This is a genomic window from Campylobacter sp. 10_1_50 (assembly GCF_000238755.1).
GTDB lineage: Bacteria > Campylobacterota > Campylobacteria > Campylobacterales > Campylobacteraceae > Campylobacter_A > Campylobacter_A concisus_R.
Map to the genome: position 1 here is coordinate 776,959 of NZ_JH414887.1, position 16,234 is coordinate 793,192.

17 protein-coding genes are annotated in these 16,234 nt (G+C 40.2%); 12 read left to right on the plus strand and 5 right to left on the minus strand.

What is annotated here, in order from left to right:
* The 3 genes from larE to larA all read right to left on the minus strand — a co-directional run.
* Window positions 1-516 (minus strand): ATP-dependent sacrificial sulfur transferase LarE (larE, locus tag HMPREF1019_RS03930; RefSeq protein ID WP_009294370.1); only part of this gene is annotated, 516 nt, incomplete at its 3' end.
* A complete protein-coding gene (gene larC / locus HMPREF1019_RS03935) occupies window positions 488-1,678 on the minus strand; it encodes a nickel pincer cofactor biosynthesis protein LarC (RefSeq protein ID WP_034901143.1) in 1,191 nt (396 codons plus the stop codon). The genes larC and larE, both read right to left, overlap by 29 nt.
* A 2-nt stretch (window positions 1,679-1,680) precedes the next feature.
* Window positions 1,681-2,931, minus strand: coding sequence for a nickel-dependent lactate racemase (gene larA / locus HMPREF1019_RS03940; RefSeq protein WP_002942598.1), 1,251 nt, complete (start codon window positions 2,929-2,931; stop codon window positions 1,681-1,683).
* 204 nt (window positions 2,932-3,135) lie between these two features.
* Between larA and HMPREF1019_RS03945 the strand changes: the two genes are divergently transcribed.
* Window positions 3,136-4,815, plus strand: a complete 1,680-nt coding sequence (locus tag HMPREF1019_RS03945; protein WP_009294372.1) for an anaerobic C4-dicarboxylate transporter — start codon at window positions 3,136-3,138, stop codon at window positions 4,813-4,815.
* A 91-nt stretch (window positions 4,816-4,906) separates the two neighbouring features.
* Here the strand turns inward: HMPREF1019_RS03945 and flhB are convergent, their stop codons facing one another.
* On the minus strand, window positions 4,907-5,980 hold the full coding sequence (gene flhB / locus HMPREF1019_RS03950; RefSeq protein ID WP_009294373.1) for a flagellar biosynthesis protein FlhB: 1,074 nt from the start codon (window positions 5,978-5,980) through the stop codon (window positions 4,907-4,909).
* A 143-nt stretch (window positions 5,981-6,123) separates the two neighbouring features.
* Here flhB and HMPREF1019_RS03955 point away from each other — a divergent pair, with 143 nt between their 5' ends.
* The 3 genes from HMPREF1019_RS03955 (at window position 6,124) to rpmA (ending at window position 7,777) form a co-directional block, all read left to right on the plus strand.
* Window positions 6,124-7,086: a hypothetical protein gene (locus tag HMPREF1019_RS03955; RefSeq protein WP_009294374.1), complete on the plus strand. Its 963-nt coding sequence runs from the start codon at window positions 6,124-6,126 to the stop codon at window positions 7,084-7,086.
* Between the two features lie 107 nt (window positions 7,087-7,193).
* Complete coding sequence (gene rplU / locus HMPREF1019_RS03960; RefSeq protein ID WP_002942523.1) at window positions 7,194-7,508, plus strand: 50S ribosomal protein L21; 315 nt, start codon at window positions 7,194-7,196, stop codon at window positions 7,506-7,508.
* 11 nt (window positions 7,509-7,519) lie between these two features.
* Complete coding sequence (rpmA, locus tag HMPREF1019_RS03965) at window positions 7,520-7,777, plus strand: 50S ribosomal protein L27 (RefSeq protein ID WP_002942569.1); 258 nt, start codon at window positions 7,520-7,522, stop codon at window positions 7,775-7,777.
* Between the two features lie 118 nt (window positions 7,778-7,895).
* Here the strand turns inward: rpmA and uvrA are convergent, their stop codons facing one another.
* Window positions 7,896-10,724 carry an excinuclease ABC subunit UvrA gene (gene uvrA / locus HMPREF1019_RS03970; protein WP_009294375.1) on the minus strand — a complete coding sequence of 943 codons (2,829 nt, stop codon included), beginning with the start codon at window positions 10,722-10,724 and terminating at the stop codon, window positions 7,896-7,898.
* A 173-nt stretch (window positions 10,725-10,897) separates the two neighbouring features.
* Here uvrA and HMPREF1019_RS03975 point away from each other — a divergent pair, with 173 nt between their 5' ends.
* From HMPREF1019_RS03975 to HMPREF1019_RS04010, 8 genes are all read left to right on the plus strand, one after another.
* On the plus strand, window positions 10,898-11,182 hold the full coding sequence (locus HMPREF1019_RS03975) for an NADH-quinone oxidoreductase subunit I (RefSeq protein WP_002942606.1): 285 nt from the start codon (window positions 10,898-10,900) through the stop codon (window positions 11,180-11,182).
* A gap of 102 nt (window positions 11,183-11,284) precedes the next feature.
* Window positions 11,285-11,698 carry a nucleoside-diphosphate kinase gene (ndk, locus tag HMPREF1019_RS03980; RefSeq protein ID WP_002942517.1) on the plus strand — a complete coding sequence of 138 codons (414 nt, stop codon included), beginning with the start codon at window positions 11,285-11,287 and terminating at the stop codon, window positions 11,696-11,698.
* Window positions 11,699-11,712: 14 nt separating this feature from the next.
* The gene (locus HMPREF1019_RS03985; RefSeq protein WP_009294376.1) at window positions 11,713-12,072 is read left to right on the plus strand and encodes a hypothetical protein; all 360 of its coding nucleotides are present in this window, start codon (window positions 11,713-11,715) and stop codon (window positions 12,070-12,072) included.
* Window positions 12,073-12,083: 11 nt separating this feature from the next.
* The gene (gene rpmF / locus HMPREF1019_RS03990; RefSeq protein WP_002942540.1) at window positions 12,084-12,230 is read left to right on the plus strand and encodes a 50S ribosomal protein L32; all 147 of its coding nucleotides are present in this window, start codon (window positions 12,084-12,086) and stop codon (window positions 12,228-12,230) included.
* A 3-nt stretch (window positions 12,231-12,233) separates the two neighbouring features.
* Window positions 12,234-13,223: a phosphate acyltransferase PlsX gene (gene plsX / locus HMPREF1019_RS03995; protein ID WP_009294377.1), complete on the plus strand. Its 990-nt coding sequence runs from the start codon at window positions 12,234-12,236 to the stop codon at window positions 13,221-13,223.
* A gap of 3 nt (window positions 13,224-13,226) precedes the next feature.
* On the plus strand, window positions 13,227-14,231 hold the full coding sequence (locus HMPREF1019_RS04000; RefSeq protein WP_009294378.1) for a beta-ketoacyl-ACP synthase III: 1,005 nt from the start codon (window positions 13,227-13,229) through the stop codon (window positions 14,229-14,231).
* Between the two features lie 197 nt (window positions 14,232-14,428).
* Window positions 14,429-15,028 (plus strand): peroxiredoxin, encoded by a 600-nt coding sequence (locus tag HMPREF1019_RS04005; RefSeq protein WP_009294379.1) that lies wholly within the window; start codon window positions 14,429-14,431, stop codon window positions 15,026-15,028.
* A 122-nt stretch (window positions 15,029-15,150) separates the two neighbouring features.
* Window positions 15,151-16,233 (plus strand): PilZ domain-containing protein, encoded by a 1,083-nt coding sequence (locus tag HMPREF1019_RS04010; RefSeq protein ID WP_009294380.1) that lies wholly within the window; start codon window positions 15,151-15,153, stop codon window positions 16,231-16,233.
* Window position 16,234: the final 1 nt, after the last annotated feature.

Consider the following 16,234-nt stretch of genomic DNA (forward strand, 5'->3'; position numbering starts at 1 on the left):
ACGAGTTAGCAAGCATGCATAGCTTGGCTTGTCTGCTGTTGCTAAATTTAGCTCACGTGAAAGCTCGCGGATCTCAAATTTACGTAAATTTATTAGAGGCGAAAGCACACCAAGCTCCTCTTTTGCCTTTAAACCTGGGCGATATTCGCCAAGATCGTCTTTGTTTGTGCCATCAGCCAAATTTGTAAAACCAAGCTCTTTTGCACGAGCAAAAAGCCTTGAAAAAACTGCTTTTTTGCAAAGATAACAGCGATTTTGCGGATTGAGCTTTATCTCATCAACGATGCCCACTTCAAATATCTCGTGCCTGATGCCATAAAATTTAGTAAATTCTACCGCCTCGTCTATCTCGCGCAAAGACATATAAGGCGATTTTACCGTGAGTGCTAGCGCATTTTCGCCAAGCACGTCCGCAGCGACCTTTAGCAGTAGTGAGCTATCCACGCCGCCGCTAAATGCAACGGCTAAATTTCCTAGCTTTTTTATATCATTTTTTAGAATTTCTAATTTCGTCATACTTTTTAAAAATTTCTTTTTTTACCTGAAATATCGATGTTTTATGCGCAAGTGCTGCGCTTTTGCACTCGTCAAATTCAGGCTTTACCCTTTCATCATCGCCTGAAATTTTTAGTCTTATGTCGCCAAATTTCGTTTCAACACTTACAAATTTTCGTTTCAACTCGGTTTTTACAACATCTATCTCGCGAACGCCAATGGCCGTCGTATGCGTAAATATAAGCTCTTTTAGCTTTTTCGCATCTTCACTTTTACACAAAACGTTTAACTCAAAGCCGATGCGCCCTTTTTTCATATAGATAGAGTGACTAAAGACGTCTAGCGCGCCGTTTTCACGTAAAATTTCACACGCAAAGGCAAAGCTTTCTGCGTCCATGTCGTCTATGTTTGTAGATATCATTTTTTGCACCAAATTTTGGCTCTCATCTACCTCGCAGATCATCGCGCGAAGGGCATTTGCAAAATTTGGCGCATTTTTTTCGCCAGCCCCGTAAGCTACTTTTTCTATTTTAAAATTTCTCTCACTCACAAACTCATCTGCGCATGCTTTTAGTATCGCAGCACCTGTTGGCGTAGTCATCTCAAAATTTGCTCGCCCAAGACTAACTGGCACATCTTTTAAAATTTCACAAACTGCTGGCGCTGGGACATTAAGATAGCCGTGATCACACTTTACTACGCCGCCACCAAGCTCGATCTTTGAGCTAACAATCCTAGAAATACCAAAATTTTTAGATAAATACTCAAAGCAGATCGCCGCTCCAACTACATCTACTATGCTATCAATCGCTCCAACCTCGTGAAAATGCACCTCATCGATGCTAACTGCATGCACTTTTGCTTCAGCCTGAGCGATCACGTGAAATATCGCAGCGACCTTTTTCTTGCAAATCTCGCTCAAATTTGAGCTAGCCAAAATTTGCTTGATATCAGCGTAGCTTCTAGCGTGAGGCTGTGATTTTAGCAGCACAACGTCTATTTTAGTCGCAGCGATGCCATTTTTTACTACGTTTTTTTGCTCTAAGTAAAATTCTCCGCTCAAATTTAGTTTCTCTAACTCAGAGCAAAGATAGTCAAAATCCACACCAAGCCCGACAAGAGCTGCTAAATTCATATCGCCGCTGATGCCAGAACTTGCGTCATAGTATAAAATTTTAGCCAAACTCACACCTTAGGCACAGTCATAGAGCCAAACGGCAAGATGATTATTTTTGCATCCGCGCCTTTTTGAGCCAGCGCCTCATCTACAGCCTTTTGTAGGTCGTGATACGGCTTTAGATGCACAGCTTTCATCTCATCATCGCTTAGATCAGTCACAGCCCAAGTCTGCGCCCAAAGCGAAATTTCAGCCATTTTTGCAGCTTTGTGATAACCAAGCTTAAAGCCAGAATTTATCTTTTCTAACACTTTTTTTGGCGTATCGGCCGATGCCATAAGCTCAAAGAAAGGTTTTGGACCGATGCCTGTGCGGCATTTTGCGACCATTATTAAAATTCCGTCCTTTGCAAGCGCTAGTTTGCCGTTATCCAGGGCTTTTTGCGCCTGATAAAGATCGACATCCATAGGATATGGTGCCACCGAGATCACGATGTCAGCCTTTTGTGGGATATTTACGCAGAAAACCTCATCAGCCTTTTTCACGCAGTCATAAAAGCTATCGTTTAGATCGCCAGCACTCGCGTAATAGACGCCATGCTCGCTATCAAGCACCGTCTGGATCGAAAAGACATCGATATTTGAAAGAACTTTCATCGCATCGATCATATCTTCATGCACAGGGTTGCCCTCTAGGCGCAGTGCCTGAGCGTCGGCGCTAAGCGCTAGTTTATGGTTTTGCGTGATACTCTCGTATGATGCGGTACCTGGCAAAAAGGCCTTTCTACCACCGGTGTAGCCTGCGAAATAGTGAGGCTCAACCGAACCTATGACGATCACTTTTTTGGCCTCTGCTACGATCTTGTTTAGATACATCTGCGTGCCGTTTTTGCTCTCGCCTAAAAAGACCATCTCATCGTGCTTTGAGTCGTGGTCGTGAACCTCGTTTTTAGCTCTGATCTCTGGATAAATTTCTTTAGAAAATATCATATTGTATTCATCTAGCGTGCCCTCTCTGTGACAGCCAGTGGCGATGATGAAAATTTTATTTTTATCGCGAAGCTTTGGGTAAATTTGCTTTAAAATTTTAGCAGTTGGCGTAGGTCTTGTGCCGTCATTTACGATGATAACGATCTTTTCATCGCCAGCGATAAACTCATCAAAGCTCTTTTGATTTATCGGATTTGCTAAAGCCTTTGCGATAAGCGCTGCTTCGTCAAATTTAGCGACTTTGTTTGGATCAAAAACACCAAGCAGATTTTTTTCGTCTATTTTTAAATTTATATGGTCATCTTTACCATAAGCGATAGGGATTTGCATGCTTCTCTCCTTAAATTTAACTATTAGTTGTTTCCTTTTAGGATTTTATCTCAATCTTTCTTTTAAATATATTTATTTTTCCACAAAAATATAGATAAGATAACAAGAATTAAATGTAATATTAAATTCTACATATCTTTTTTAATTAGTATTTAATTTTAATATTTATATACTCCGTGCGTAATTTTCGAAAAGGGAGAAATCATGGAATTTCTTACAAGTTTGTCTGAGAGTACGCAGTTTTTCTTACAATTAATTGTCGTACTCGGCTGTTTGTTCTACGGAGCAAAAAAAGGTGGTATGGCACTTGGTGTCCTTGGTGGCATCGGTCTTGTTATTTTGGTATTTGCATTTAATTTAAAACCAGGTAAGCCTGCTATTGATGTTATATTAACTATTCTTGCAGTTGTTGTAGCAAGTGCTACACTTCAAGCAGCTGGTGGTCTTGATGTTATGCTTCAGATCGCTGAAAGAGCGCTTAGAAAACATCCAAAAACAGTTTGCTATCTTGCGCCGATTTGTGGCTGGACGCTAACGGTGCTATGCGGTACAGGTCACACAGTTTATACACTTTTACCGATCATCTATGACGTATCAATGAAAAGTGGTATCCGTCCAGAACGTCCGATGGCAGCTACTACGATCTCATCACAACTTGCTATTATCGCAAGCCCAGTTTCAGTTGCTGGTGTGTCTATGGTTGCTGTTCTTCTTGGTACTGGCACAGTTCATATTGAGGGCTTTACAAGCTATGTTGATCTATTAAAAGTTACCATTCCTTCTACATTTTTGGGTGTGCTTTGCATAGGAACTTACTCAGTATTTAGAGGTAAAGATCTTGATAAAGATCCAGAATTCCAAGCAAAAATAGCCGATCCAGAGCAAAGAAAATATATATATGGTTCTGATGAGGCACATTCATTGATCGGTGTGCATTTACCAAAAAAACAATGGAATGTTATGTGGATATTCCTAGCTACAATCGCTGTCGTTGCGGTTTTGGGTTATTACAAACAACTTCGCCCAAGCTGGACAAGCAATGTTCCTGGTAAATCAATAGAAATAATCGTAGATAAAAAAACAGTTAAAAACATCACAGTTAAAGACGGACAAGTTGTTTCTATGGTTGGCGATAGCAAAATCGTTTCAAACGTAAAAGACAATAAAGTAAAAGACGCTACTAAATTTACAAGCGTTCAAGTACTAGATAAAGACAACAAGGTAACACAAAGCATTGTTTCAAACGGCGCTGATGTTGTTATCACTGCAGGTGATAAAAGCGAAACTATCGCAAATGCGAGCATTGTAGTAAAAGATACTATGAAAAAGACTGCACCACTTGGCATGGTTGATACGATCCAAATTTTCATGCTTTTAGCAGCATCTATCATGATGATCTACTCAGGCATTAAAGCAGCCAAAATTGGTCAAAATGAAATTTTCCACAGCGGTATGGTTGCACTTGTTGCGATTTACGGCATTAGCTGGATGGCTGAGACAATGTTCAACTCACACATTGATATGCTCAAAGGCTCACTTGGCGAGGTTATGAAAGCATATCCTTGGATGTATATCATAGTTGGTATGCTTATATCAAAATTCCTAAACTCTCAAGCTGCTGCAGCTGCGACTTTCGTACCACTCGCTGTTCAAATAGGTGTTCACCCAGGCGTTATTGTCGCGTTTGCTACTGCTTGCTATGGATACTTCATCCTTCCAACATATCCAAGCGATCTTGCAGCCGTGCAGTTTGACCGCTCAGGCACAACACATATTGGTAAATATGTAATCAATCACAGCTTTATCATACCTGGCTTCATAGGTGTATTTAGCTCTTGTGCAGTTGGCTGGGTGCTAGCAAATATATACGGATATCTTAACTAAGATTTTATTTCTGACAAGCTGTTTTAAAGGCAGCTTGTCTTTTTTATACAAAATTTACTACTATTTTTATAAATTTTTTGGCTTAATGCTCTCAAAGTTTATCTTGAAATTTCTGCTTATTGCTCATATAAACAAAGCTTAGCACTTCAGCTACTGCTCTAAAAAGGTGCGCTGGTATCGTATCATCGACCTCACAAACCCTATAAAGCTCCCTTGCAAGAGGTGGATTTTCATAAATTTGCACTCCGTTTTCAACCGCTACCTTTTTTATCTGAAGCGCTAAGAAATCAACCCCTTTAGCAAGTATTATCGGTGCTTTGTCGCGGCTTTTGTCGTATCTGATCGCCACGGCGTAGTGAGTTGGGTTTGTGATGACGACGTCAGCTTGTGGGATATTTTGCATCATACGGCGCTTGGCTGCACGCATTTGCGCTTGGCGGATCCTGCCTTTAACCTGCGGGTCACCCTCCATCTGCTTGTACTCGTCCTTGATCTCTTGCTTGCTCATGCGAAGATCCTTAAAATACTGAAAACGCACGATAAGCAGGTCAGCAAGGCCGATCACAAAAAGTATAAAAAGCATGACGCTAACTAGGATGATGAGCTTCTCTTTTAGCCACGCGAGCTGATCAAACATAGAAAAAAAGAGCGTGTGCGGAAGCTCCTTTATAAACTGCAAGAAAAAGTAAAATCCAACTCCAAAGACGATGCTTACCTTAACGACGATCTTGACGCTCTCGATCGCCTTTTTCATAGAAAATAAATTTTTTAGCCCTTTTAGCGGATTTATCTTGCCAAAATTTGGCGTTATGGGCTTTGTGGTAAATATAAAGCCAAACTGCATTACATTTGCGATTATGCCGGCAACCGCGACGCAGATGCAAACTGGCAGGATCATCAAAAGCGCCCTGCCAAAGGTATTTACAACGATCATTTTTACCGTTGGCAAAGTCAGTGGCTGACCGATAAATTTAGAGTAGTAGATGTAAAGCGAGATGACCTGATCTTTCATAAAATTTAGCATCGCAAGCAGCGCACCAATAGCAATAACTAGGGTCACAAAGCCTGATAGATCCTGACTTTTTGGGACGTTGCCGTCCTTTTTGGCGTCTTCTATCTTTTTAGGGGTCGCTTCTTCGGTTTTTTCCTGATCTTCGCCTGCCATCTTTGTCCTAAGCTCGCTTAAATTTGGGGCGATTATAGCCAAAATGCGGTTAAACTATCCGCTAAATTTAACTTTTGCAATTCAAAAAAATAAGCCATTTTAGGCGTTTTTGGCTAAAATTAGCAAAAATAAGGAGACGCAAAATGTCATTTTTAGAAGGCTTGTTTAACATTTTTAGAGCCAAAAAACCACCAAAAAGCGACGAAGAGCTACTTTTAGATGAGTATGCAAGCATTTACGCCGAGATAAAAGAGAAAAATTTAAACGAATACGACTTTTTATGTGAGCTCATACGATTACTCTCTTTTTCAAGAGCTAGGCGATACGACTTTTGCCTTGAGAAGTGCCTAGCTGATGGCGACGCCGAGGCACTAAATGATCTCATCTTTCAATACGCTAAGCTAAATTTACTCCCAGGATGCAGCGGTGGATATGATCAGTGCGAGAAGCTCATACCGGCATTTTTTGCTATCGCTTGTGGCGACACAGATAGTATGGCAAGCATCTTTCCAAAAGGCCTGCCACCAAGCAAAAACGGCTATAAATTTCTATGCGTTATGCATGATTTGCTCACGGCGATGCTTTGGCAAGATGAAAATTTACTTGCCCCTGCCCTAGAAAAAGCTCGCACCTTTGCAGAGTCTAAAAAGCCAGCAAATGAAAGAGAGGCGGTTAAATTTGTGCTTGCCTTGCATGAAAAAGATACGGCTGCTATGAGCGAGCATTTGCAGAAATTTTGCTCCACTTTTGGCAGGACAGATGCACCCAAATTTGAAAAACGCCTCTACATTTTTGCGCACGGACTTCATGCCTTGGCGCGCTACTTTTTACCACTTGAGCTTTTTAAAGAGATAAAGCTACCAAAAAATGAAAATTTCAGTAAATTTTACGCAAAGAGGCTCTTTCAAAATGAAATTCCCAAGCCAAAACTTTATTTTACTTTTCCACCTGAGCTTGAGCTGATAAATGTGATCTTAAGCGCACCAGTAGCTAAAACGCTAGTATATCAGCCACATTTGCCAAGTGACAAAACATTTTTCTTAGATCATAGCTCTATGATAAGAAATTTAGCTGATGAGATCATAAGATCAGGGGTATTAAAGTAGAATTTATAAACTTTTGGCTAATATTCACACCTTACAACCAACAAAGCTCCATAAATCTTTTGCAAAAAAGTGCTTTTTGGTCTTACCAAATTTTAGAAAGGTAGAGTATGTCAAAATACGCTATATTTAAGCATGGCGGTAAGCAATATCGTGTTAGCGAGGGCGAGTTCCTTAAGCTAGATCACTTTAGTGCTGAAGCTAAATCAACCGTTGAGATTACAGAAGTTTTAGCTGTAAATGACGGCGAAGTAAAGGTAGGTGCGCCATTTGTTAAGGGTGCAAAAGTTGTTCTTGAGGTCGTTAATGAAGGCAAAGACAAAAAAGTAGTTATCTACAAAAAACGCAGACGTAAAGACTCAAAACTAAAACGCGGCTTTAGAAGACAATTTACACGTGTAAAAGTCGTAAGTATCGCAGCTTAAGGAGATAAGATATGGCACACAAAAAAGGTCAAGGTTCAACCCAAAATAACCGTGATAGTATCGGACGCCGATTAGGTGTTAAGAAATTTGGTGGCGAGTTCGTTCGTGCTGGAAATATAATCATCCGCCAAAGAGGAACAGCAACTCACGCTGGAAACAACGTAGGTCTTGGTAAAGATCACACTATTTTTGCATTAGTCGATGGCTTTGTAAAATTTGAAAGACTTGATAAGAACAGAAAAAAAGTATCTGTTTATCCAGCTGCATAATCCCAGGGGCGTTCGCCCCTTTTTCTTTTTAAATCCACTCAAAATTTAGCAATTTTAATTTATCTCACTTATTATATAGCTTGGCATTTTAGACAAACACCAAACTATTAAATTTATTTTATTTCGCTTTTAACAAAGCAAGCTCTTGCGCTAGAAATTCCCCAGTGTAGCTGCCAGTTTTTTTGTAGTTTTTAGCTACCTCTTTGACGCTGCCACAAGCTATCACTTTACCGCCTTTTGCGCCGCCTTCTGGCCCCATATCTACGATATAGTCGCAGTTTTTGATAACATCCATATTATGCTCGATCACAAAGACTGAATTTCCAAGATCGACTAGGTGATTTAGCACTTTTACCAACCGATCGACGTCAGCAAAATGAAGTCCTGTCGTTGGCTCATCAAGGATGTAAAGCGTATTTCCAGTGTCGCTTCTACTAAGCTCTTTCGCTAGCTTCACGCGCTGCGCCTCACCGCCACTAAGTGTGACTGCATTTTGTCCAAGTGTGATGTAGCCAAGCCCTACGTCCTGCAGCGTGGTGAGCTTTGAAGCGATCTTTGGCACAGCCTTAAAGAACTCAACCGCCTCATCTATGCTCATATTTAGCACCTCGGCGATGTTTTTGCCTTTGTATAAAATTTCCAAGGTCTGAGCGTTATATCTAGCGCCATTACAAACGTCACAAACCACGTTTATATCAGGCAAAAAGTGCATCTCGATCGTGATCTCGCCCTCGCCTTGGCACTTCTCGCAACGCCCACCTTTGACGTTGAAGCTAAAACGCCCTATTTTATAGCCTCTAAGCTTGGCCTCTTTAGTCTGCGCAAACAAATTTCTTATCTCATCCATCACGCCAGTGTATGTCGCTGGATTTGAGCGTGGTGTGCGACCGATCGGGCTTTGATCGAGGTATATGACCTTGTCTAAATTCTCAAGTCCGCTTAAATTTACACCAGCTATCTTTTTTACTTTTTTGGCTCTATTTAGCTGCTCCTGCGCCTCTGGAAGCAAGGTCTGAAGCACTAGCGAGCTCTTGCCAGATCCTGAGACACCAGTAATGCCCACGAGATTTCTAAGCGGAAATTTAGCGGTTAAATTTGAGATATTGTTGATATTTACATTTGAAATTTCAAGCCACTTCTCAGCTTTTCTATTTTTTTGATAGTCGATCTTTTTCTTACCATTTATGTATTGTGCGGTCTGGGTGTCTGAGCCCAAAAGCTCTTTTGCCGTGCCTGCAAAGACCACGCTACCGCCAAATTTACCAGCTCCAGGGCCGATATCTACGATATAGTCAGCCTCCTCTATCGTCTTTTTATCATGCTCGACGACGATCACGGAGTTGCCTTTAGCTTGCAAATTTCTAAGTGTTTTTATGAGTTTTAACGTATCTCGCTCGTGAAGGCCGATACTTGGCTCATCAAGCACGTACATGACGCCACTTAGCCCACTTCCTATCTGGCTTGCGATCCTGATGCGCTGTGCCTCGCCACCGCTGATCGTCCTAGCATCGCGTCCAAGCGACAAATAGCCAAGTCCCACGTCGTACAAAAAGAAAAGCCTTTCGTTGATCTCTTTTAAGATAGGCTTTGCGATCGCCTTGTCGTAGTCGCTAAGATAGGCAAAATTTTTCTCATTTGAGAAAAATGCGGTGCAGTTTTCTATGCTCATATCCAAAATTTCACCAAGCCCAAGACCAGCGACCTTTACCGCTAGGCTTTGAGGCTTTAGTCTGTGGCCGTTACAAGCGTCACAAATTTTCTCACTCATATACTCGTCAAAGTCCTTATAATCCTTCAAAAGTCCGTGTGAAATTTTAACTACTCCGTCAAATTTTCTAAGAAGCTTATTTCGCTTCCAAAAAAACGAAACTTCCTTGACGTTACCGTATAAAACGAGCCTCTTTTCATCTTCGCTAAGCTCGTAATATGGTTTTTTGATATCGATGCCGTTTTGCTCACAAAAAGCAAGTAAAAATTTATAGTAATAGCTCATGTTATAGCCGTAAAGTAGCTTTATTGCGCCGTTTTCTATCGACTTTTCCTCGTCGATAATCTTGCTCATATCTAGGCTATATCTTATGCCAAGTCCGTCGCAGTGCTCGCAGGCACCCTTTGGTGAGTTAAAGCTAAAGCTTAGTGGCTCAAGCGGCGTAAATGAAATTTTACAGTCAAAACAAGCCATGTGTTCGCTGTAGTGTATAAAACTCTCTTTTAAGCCCAGCTCGTCGGCATTTGCGATCTCTATCTCGACCTCACCAAAACTCTCATTTAGCGCCTTTTCCACGTCGCTTGCAAGGCGTTCGTGATTTTGCTCGTCGATGGCGATCCTATCAACGATGACCTTTATCGTATGTTTTTTCGTTTTTGCAAGCTCGATCTCCTCATCAAGCCTCACCACCACGCCATCTATCTGCGCCCTTACAAAGCCTTTTTGGCGTAAATTTTCGATCAGATCCGCCCATGTGCCCTTTTTCTCACGCACTAGCGGCGCATAGATGATCACTTTTGCGCCAAGCGGGAGCTTTGAAATTTCATTTATGATGTCGCTCGCACTCATTTTTGAGATAGGTTTGCCGCATTTATGGCAGTGCTGCACGCCAACCCTTGCGTATAAAAGCCTTAGATAGTCATAAATTTCAGTGATCGTGCCAACCGTTGAGCGAGGATTTTTTGAAGTTGTCTTTTGATCGATCGCGATTGCAGGCGTTAAACCCTCGATCTTATCAACATCAGGCTTGCCCACACGGTCTAAAAACTGCCTAGCGTAGCTGCTAAGGCTCTCCATATACCTTCTTTGCCCCTCGGCATAGAGCGTGTCAAAGGCTAGCGTGCTCTTGCCACTGCCGCTAAGACCGGTAAAAACTACTAATTTATTTTTAGGAATTTCAAGGTTTAAATTTTTAAGATTGTGCTCGCGCGCGCCAGTTATTTTTATAGTATCATTCATTAAATTTATACGACCTTTTTAAAATTTTAATCTGTAAATTTAGTCTAAAAGTGATAAAAACTTTATAAAGTAGTTTAGAGAAATTAAGCATGTTATGAAAATTTAAGAGTATATTTATATCATTTTCAGTTTTTTTTGATATTCTACGCCAAAATTTTATTTAAGGAGAAAAAATGTCTGTAAAAATAACCGATATATGCATAAGCTGTGGTTCATGCATCGATGAGTGCCCAGTTTCAGCTATTGTTGATGATAGCGACAACCCAACTGGAGCAGATACATACTATGTTTATTCAAACAAATGCGTTGAGTGCGTAGGTTACAACGACGAGCCAGCCTGTGCATCTGCCTGTCCAACTGATGGTTGCATCGTTTGGGACGCCGTAGTAGCAGGACAACCTTCACGTGATCAAATCGGTGCTGACGCTCGCACTGGCAGCACTCCAGTTATCCAATAAATTTACAAAATTTAGGCTCAAATTTGAGCCTATTTTATTTTTAAGCTTTATTTGATATAATTGCCAACTTCATTTAAATAACCTAAATTTTAAGGAAAATTTATGCAAAGAACACTTTCTATTATTAAGCCTGACGCTGTTAAGAAAAATGTTGTTGGAAAGATTATAGATAGATTTGAAAGCAATGGCTTAAGAATCGCAGCTGCAAAGAAAATCAAACTTAGCAAATGCGATGCAAAAGCATTTTATGCAGTTCATAAAGATAGACCTTTCTTCAACGATCTAGTTGATTTTATGGTAAGCGGACCAGTTGTAGTTATGGTTTTAGAGGGCGAAAATGCAGTTGCTAAAAACCGCGAGCTAATGGGTGCAACTAACCCAAAAGAAGCAGCTCCTGGCACTATTAGAGCTGATTTTGCTGATAGCATTGACGCAAACGCAGTTCACGGAAGTGACAGCCTAGAAAACGCTGTAAATGAGATAAATTTCTTCTTTGCTTCAAGAGAAATTTGCTAAATTTGGACTAAAATTTGATTATTTCGTTTTCTAAAATAGCAAACAAAGAGATAAACTTTGAGCTAGTAAGAAACAATGATCTAGTTTTTAGTGGAATTTTAAAAAGAAAAGACCCTTTTTTAGTAAAATGCCAAGGCACTATAAAGGGCGAGATAAAATATATTTGTGACCGATGTGGTGATGAATTTATGCTACCTATCGATCAAGACGTAGAGCTAAATTTAAGTGATGGTGTCTATAAAGACAGAGAAAATGAGCTTAGTGATACGGTTGAATTTTTTGATGGCAATATTGATTTAAAAGAAGTTTTTGAAAGTGAGCTAGAAGCTTTTAAGAGCGATTATTTTTATTGTGAAAAATGTAAAAATTTATAAAGGAGAGTAAAATGGCAGTACCAAAGCGAAGAGTGAGTCATTCTCGTGCAGCAAAACGTAGAACACATTACAAAGTTACACTTCCAGTGCCTGTAAAAGACAAAGATGGTTCTTGGAAAATGCCTCACCGCATAAACAAAACAACAGGTGAATACTAAAATATGATTCGCATTGCTATTGATGCTATGGGTGGTGATTTTGGTGCAGATCCTATAATATCTGGCGTTATTGAAGCACTAAAAGAGACAGAATTTAAAGCTGTATTAGTTGGCGATAGCAATGCCATAAAACCACTCATCCCACAACCCTATTTAAAAAATATAGAATTTATAGAAGCTACTGAAGTCATCTCTATGGCTGACGGAGCGACAGACGCACTAAAAAGAAAAGATAGCACGATCTACAAAGCTGTTGAGCTTTTAAAAGAAAAAGAAGTCGATGCTGTCGTTTCTGCTGGTCACAGCGGTGCTACTATGAGTTTAGCTACGTTAAGAGTTGGTAGATTAAAAAATGTATCTCGTCCAGCGATCGCAACACTTATGCCTAATTCAAAAGAAACAGCTACTTTGGTTTTGGACGTTGGTGCAAATGTTGATTGCAGAAGCGAGCACCTTTTTCAGTTTGCCATAATGGGCGAAGCCTATGCAAAAGAAATTTTAGGCAGAAAAGAGCCAAAAGTAGGTCTTTTGTCAAACGGCGAAGAAGAAAGCAAAGGCAATGAAGTCAGCAAAGAGGCCTTTAAACTAGTTTCTAGGCTTGATAGCTTCGTTGGTAATGCAGAGGGCAATCAAATTTTTGATGGCAGCATTGATGTCATGGTCTGCGACGGTTTTATGGGAAATATTCTACTAAAAACGAGCGAAGGTGTCGCTGACGCCATAGGTAAGATCATCAAAAAGCAAGTCAAAAAATCGCCACTTGCTATGGCTGGATCAGTGCTTATGAGAAAAGTTTTTAAAACTCTAAAAAAACAGGTCAGTTACGATGAGTACGGCGGTGCTCCGCTTCTTGGTGTAAATGGCTGCGTCATCATAAGCCACGGCAAAAGCAACTCAAAAGCTATAAAAAATGCAATCTTTCAAGCAATTAAATTTGCTAATTCAAATATAAATAAAGTTATAGAAGAAGAACTTTCACACTTTGCAAGGTAAAATATGCCAAAAGCTTCATTGATCTCCATTGCGTCATATGTCCCAGAAAAAATTTTAACAAATTTTGATTTTGAAAAAATGGTCGACACGAGCGATGAGTGGATAGTGAAGCGAACTGGTATAGAGCAAAGACACATCGCAACGACTGAGATAACAAGCGATCTTGGCACAAAAGCTGCCGAGCTAGCTATAAAACGCTCAGGACTTGAAAAATCACAAATCGACGCGCTAATCTGCGCTACGATATCCCCGGATCATCTTTGCATGCCTTCAACTGCTTGCAAGATAGCTTCAAATTTAGGCTTAAATTTTGGCATTACAGCTTTTGATATAAGTGCAGCTTGTACAGGATTTATCTATCTTTTAGAGCTTGCAAATTCTCTTATCGTAAGTGGTGCTAAGAAAAATGTCTTGATCATAGGAGCTGAAAAACTAAGTTCGATAATCGACTACACAGATAGAAGCACCTGCATACTTTTTGGCGACGGAGCTGGCGCTGCTGTGATAAGCGCTAGCGAAGAAAACGAGATCATCGACATCCACACTGCAAGTGATGGCAGACAGGCTGAGCTTTTGATAACTCCGGGATGTGGTAGTGCATTTCCAGCTAGCGATGAGACGCTAAAAAATAGGCTAAATTTCATCCACATGAGCGGAAATGAGGTCTTTAAGATAGCGGTTCAAACGCTTAGCAAAAGCGTGATAGAAATTTTACACGCAAACAAAATGCAAAGCGAAGATATCGACTTTTTCATACCTCATCAAGCAAATATCAGGATAATAGACGCCGTAAAAAATAGGCTAAATTTTACAGACGAGCAGTGCGTTTTGACAGTTGCAAAATACGGCAACACAAGCTCCGCTTCTATCCCAATGGCGATGAATGATGCTTATGAGGATGGACGCATTAAAAATGGTTCAGTTTTGCTTCTTGATGCATTTGGCGGTGGCTTTACTTGGGGTTCAGCGATACTAAAATTTGGCGGTAGAAATTTTAGCGATCTGTAATTAGCCGCTTCTATACCTAAAACTCTAAATTTAATAAATTTTCTACAACATCTTCTATAAATTTTTAAAAATTTCCATTCATTTTCAAATGCATATTAAAATTACAATGTTTTAAATTTCTAGACCTATTTAATTAGAATTTAAATTTTTATGGATATAATTTCGCAATCAATAAAATTTATTATTAAGGAGAAAAAATGTTAGTAACAAAAAAAGCACCTGACTTTACAGCTGCAGCAGTTTTAGGAAACAATCAAATTGTAAATGATTTCAACCTTTACAAAAACATCGGCGAAAAAGGCGCTGTTGTATTCTTCTATCCAATGGACTTTACATTCGTTTGCCCAAGCGAGATCATCGCGTTTGACAAAAGATATGACGAGTTCAAGTCACGCGGTATCGAAGTTATCGCAGTTTCTTGCGACAACCAGTTCTCACACTTCGCATGGAAAGAGACTCCAGTAAACAAAGGCGGTATCGGCAAAGTTCGCTTCCCGATCGTAGCTGACATGACAAAATCAATCGCTCGTGGCTTTGACGTACTTCTAGAAGACACTGGCGTAGCACTTCGCGGATCATTCTTGCTTGACAAAGATGGCACAGTTCGCCACGCAGTTATAAACGACCTACCACTTGGCAGAAACATCGACGAGATGATTAGAATGGTAGACACTATGCTATTTACAAATGAGCACGGCGAAGTTTGCCCAGCTGGCTGGCACAAAGGTGACGCTGGTATGAAACCAAGCACAGAAGGTGTTGCTGACTACCTTTCACACAACGAAAGCAAACTATAATTATTCAAATTTCTAGGCAGCTTTGCCTAGAAATTTCCTCTCTACACAAATTTAAATATTTTTTTAATATAACTTTATATATGATAGCGATGTTTTAATAAACAACCTTTTTTGGAGACCCCATGGAGTTTAAGGGCAGGCAAGAACTTGTCGAAAATTGCGAGGATTGCATACTTGGTTTAAGAGCTAAATTTATAGATGAGGGCATCAAATTTTGCAGACAACTAACCCTTGTAGTGCCACACGAGCAGATGAAAATTTGCCTTGAGAGTATTTTTGACGCGCTACTCATCCAAAAGCCAAATGCCACACAAATTCGCGACGACTTAAACAGCCTAATACCAAAACTAAATGCAAAAGATGAGCTAGTAAATTTCTTGCTCTTAAATTTGACACTAAATTTTAGTCATGCCTGCGATGATGCAGTATATGTGGGCTATTTTGTAAATGCCGTCTCAAGGATGAAAGAAATTTTATATAACACGCAGGATCACCAAGAAGCCACGGTAAAAACGATGATCGATACTGGCTCATTTTTCTACGAAGATCCGATCAACACATTTACACGCATGAAAAATGCCAAGGTCCGCCCTGAGTTTTTAAATTTATACGACGGACTAAATATAAAATACGAAGCCGAAATTTTAGAAGTTAAAGAAGATAGCGTCGTTTTTCGCGTAGATATGATGCAAATTTTAGCTATGAAGCAAGATGGCAAGGGCTTTATCCTGCCAAATAGCTTCTTCTCAAAGCAACTTCGCGCCGACATCATCGACTACAATATCGCCGATAAAAGCGTCACCCTTTCAAATTTCTCACGCACAGCAACCATGCATGCAAATAAGAGAAAATTCCAGCGCGTCTTGCCAAACCGCTTTACCAAAATTTCTCTAAAAGGAGAGCAAGGCGAGCTTGTTGGCAGCCTTTATGACATCTCAGAGGGCGGTATGAGTATATTAAGCTCACAAGCTACAAATTTTAAAGACGGAGAAGAGCTAGAGGCAAATTTTGACATCATGCTCTCACCAGATGAAGTAAAAAACGTCTCTTTAAAGCTAAGGCTAGTCACCGAGCTAGCATACAAGGGCTACATCAGATACTGCATGCAGCTAGTTGATGATGACAAAACGATAAAAGACTTCACGCAAAAACGCGTCAAAGAGACACTTGACGAGCTTCGCTCACGCATAAATTTATACGAATAAG

Excerpts from the sequence above, each read along its gene's own strand:
- rpmF (WP_002942540.1), top strand. The coding sequence starts at position 12,084 with ATGGCAGTACCAAAGCGAAGAGTGAGTCATTCTCGTGCAGCAAAACGT.
- HMPREF1019_RS03945 (WP_009294372.1), top strand. The coding sequence starts at position 3,136 with ATGGAATTTCTTACAAGTTTGTCTGAGAGTACGCAGTTTTTCTTACAA.
- HMPREF1019_RS04010 (WP_009294380.1), top strand. The coding sequence starts at position 15,151 with ATGGAGTTTAAGGGCAGGCAAGAACTTGTCGAAAATTGCGAGGATTGC.
- rplU (WP_002942523.1), top strand. The coding sequence starts at position 7,194 with ATGTCAAAATACGCTATATTTAAGCATGGCGGTAAGCAATATCGTGTT.
- flhB (WP_009294373.1), bottom strand. The coding sequence starts at position 5,980 with ATGGCAGGCGAAGATCAGGAAAAAACCGAAGAAGCGACCCCTAAAAAG.
- rpmA (WP_002942569.1), top strand. The coding sequence starts at position 7,520 with ATGGCACACAAAAAAGGTCAAGGTTCAACCCAAAATAACCGTGATAGT.
- HMPREF1019_RS03955 (WP_009294374.1), top strand. The coding sequence starts at position 6,124 with ATGTCATTTTTAGAAGGCTTGTTTAACATTTTTAGAGCCAAAAAACCA.
- ndk (WP_002942517.1), top strand. The coding sequence starts at position 11,285 with ATGCAAAGAACACTTTCTATTATTAAGCCTGACGCTGTTAAGAAAAAT.
- larA (WP_002942598.1), bottom strand. The coding sequence starts at position 2,931 with ATGCAAATCCCTATCGCTTATGGTAAAGATGACCATATAAATTTAAAA.
- HMPREF1019_RS03975 (WP_002942606.1), top strand. The coding sequence starts at position 10,898 with ATGTCTGTAAAAATAACCGATATATGCATAAGCTGTGGTTCATGCATC.
- HMPREF1019_RS04000 (WP_009294378.1), top strand. The coding sequence starts at position 13,227 with ATGCCAAAAGCTTCATTGATCTCCATTGCGTCATATGTCCCAGAAAAA.
- HMPREF1019_RS04005 (WP_009294379.1), top strand. The coding sequence starts at position 14,429 with ATGTTAGTAACAAAAAAAGCACCTGACTTTACAGCTGCAGCAGTTTTA.
- uvrA (WP_009294375.1), bottom strand. The coding sequence starts at position 10,724 with ATGAATGATACTATAAAAATAACTGGCGCGCGCGAGCACAATCTTAAA.
- plsX (WP_009294377.1), top strand. The coding sequence starts at position 12,234 with ATGATTCGCATTGCTATTGATGCTATGGGTGGTGATTTTGGTGCAGAT.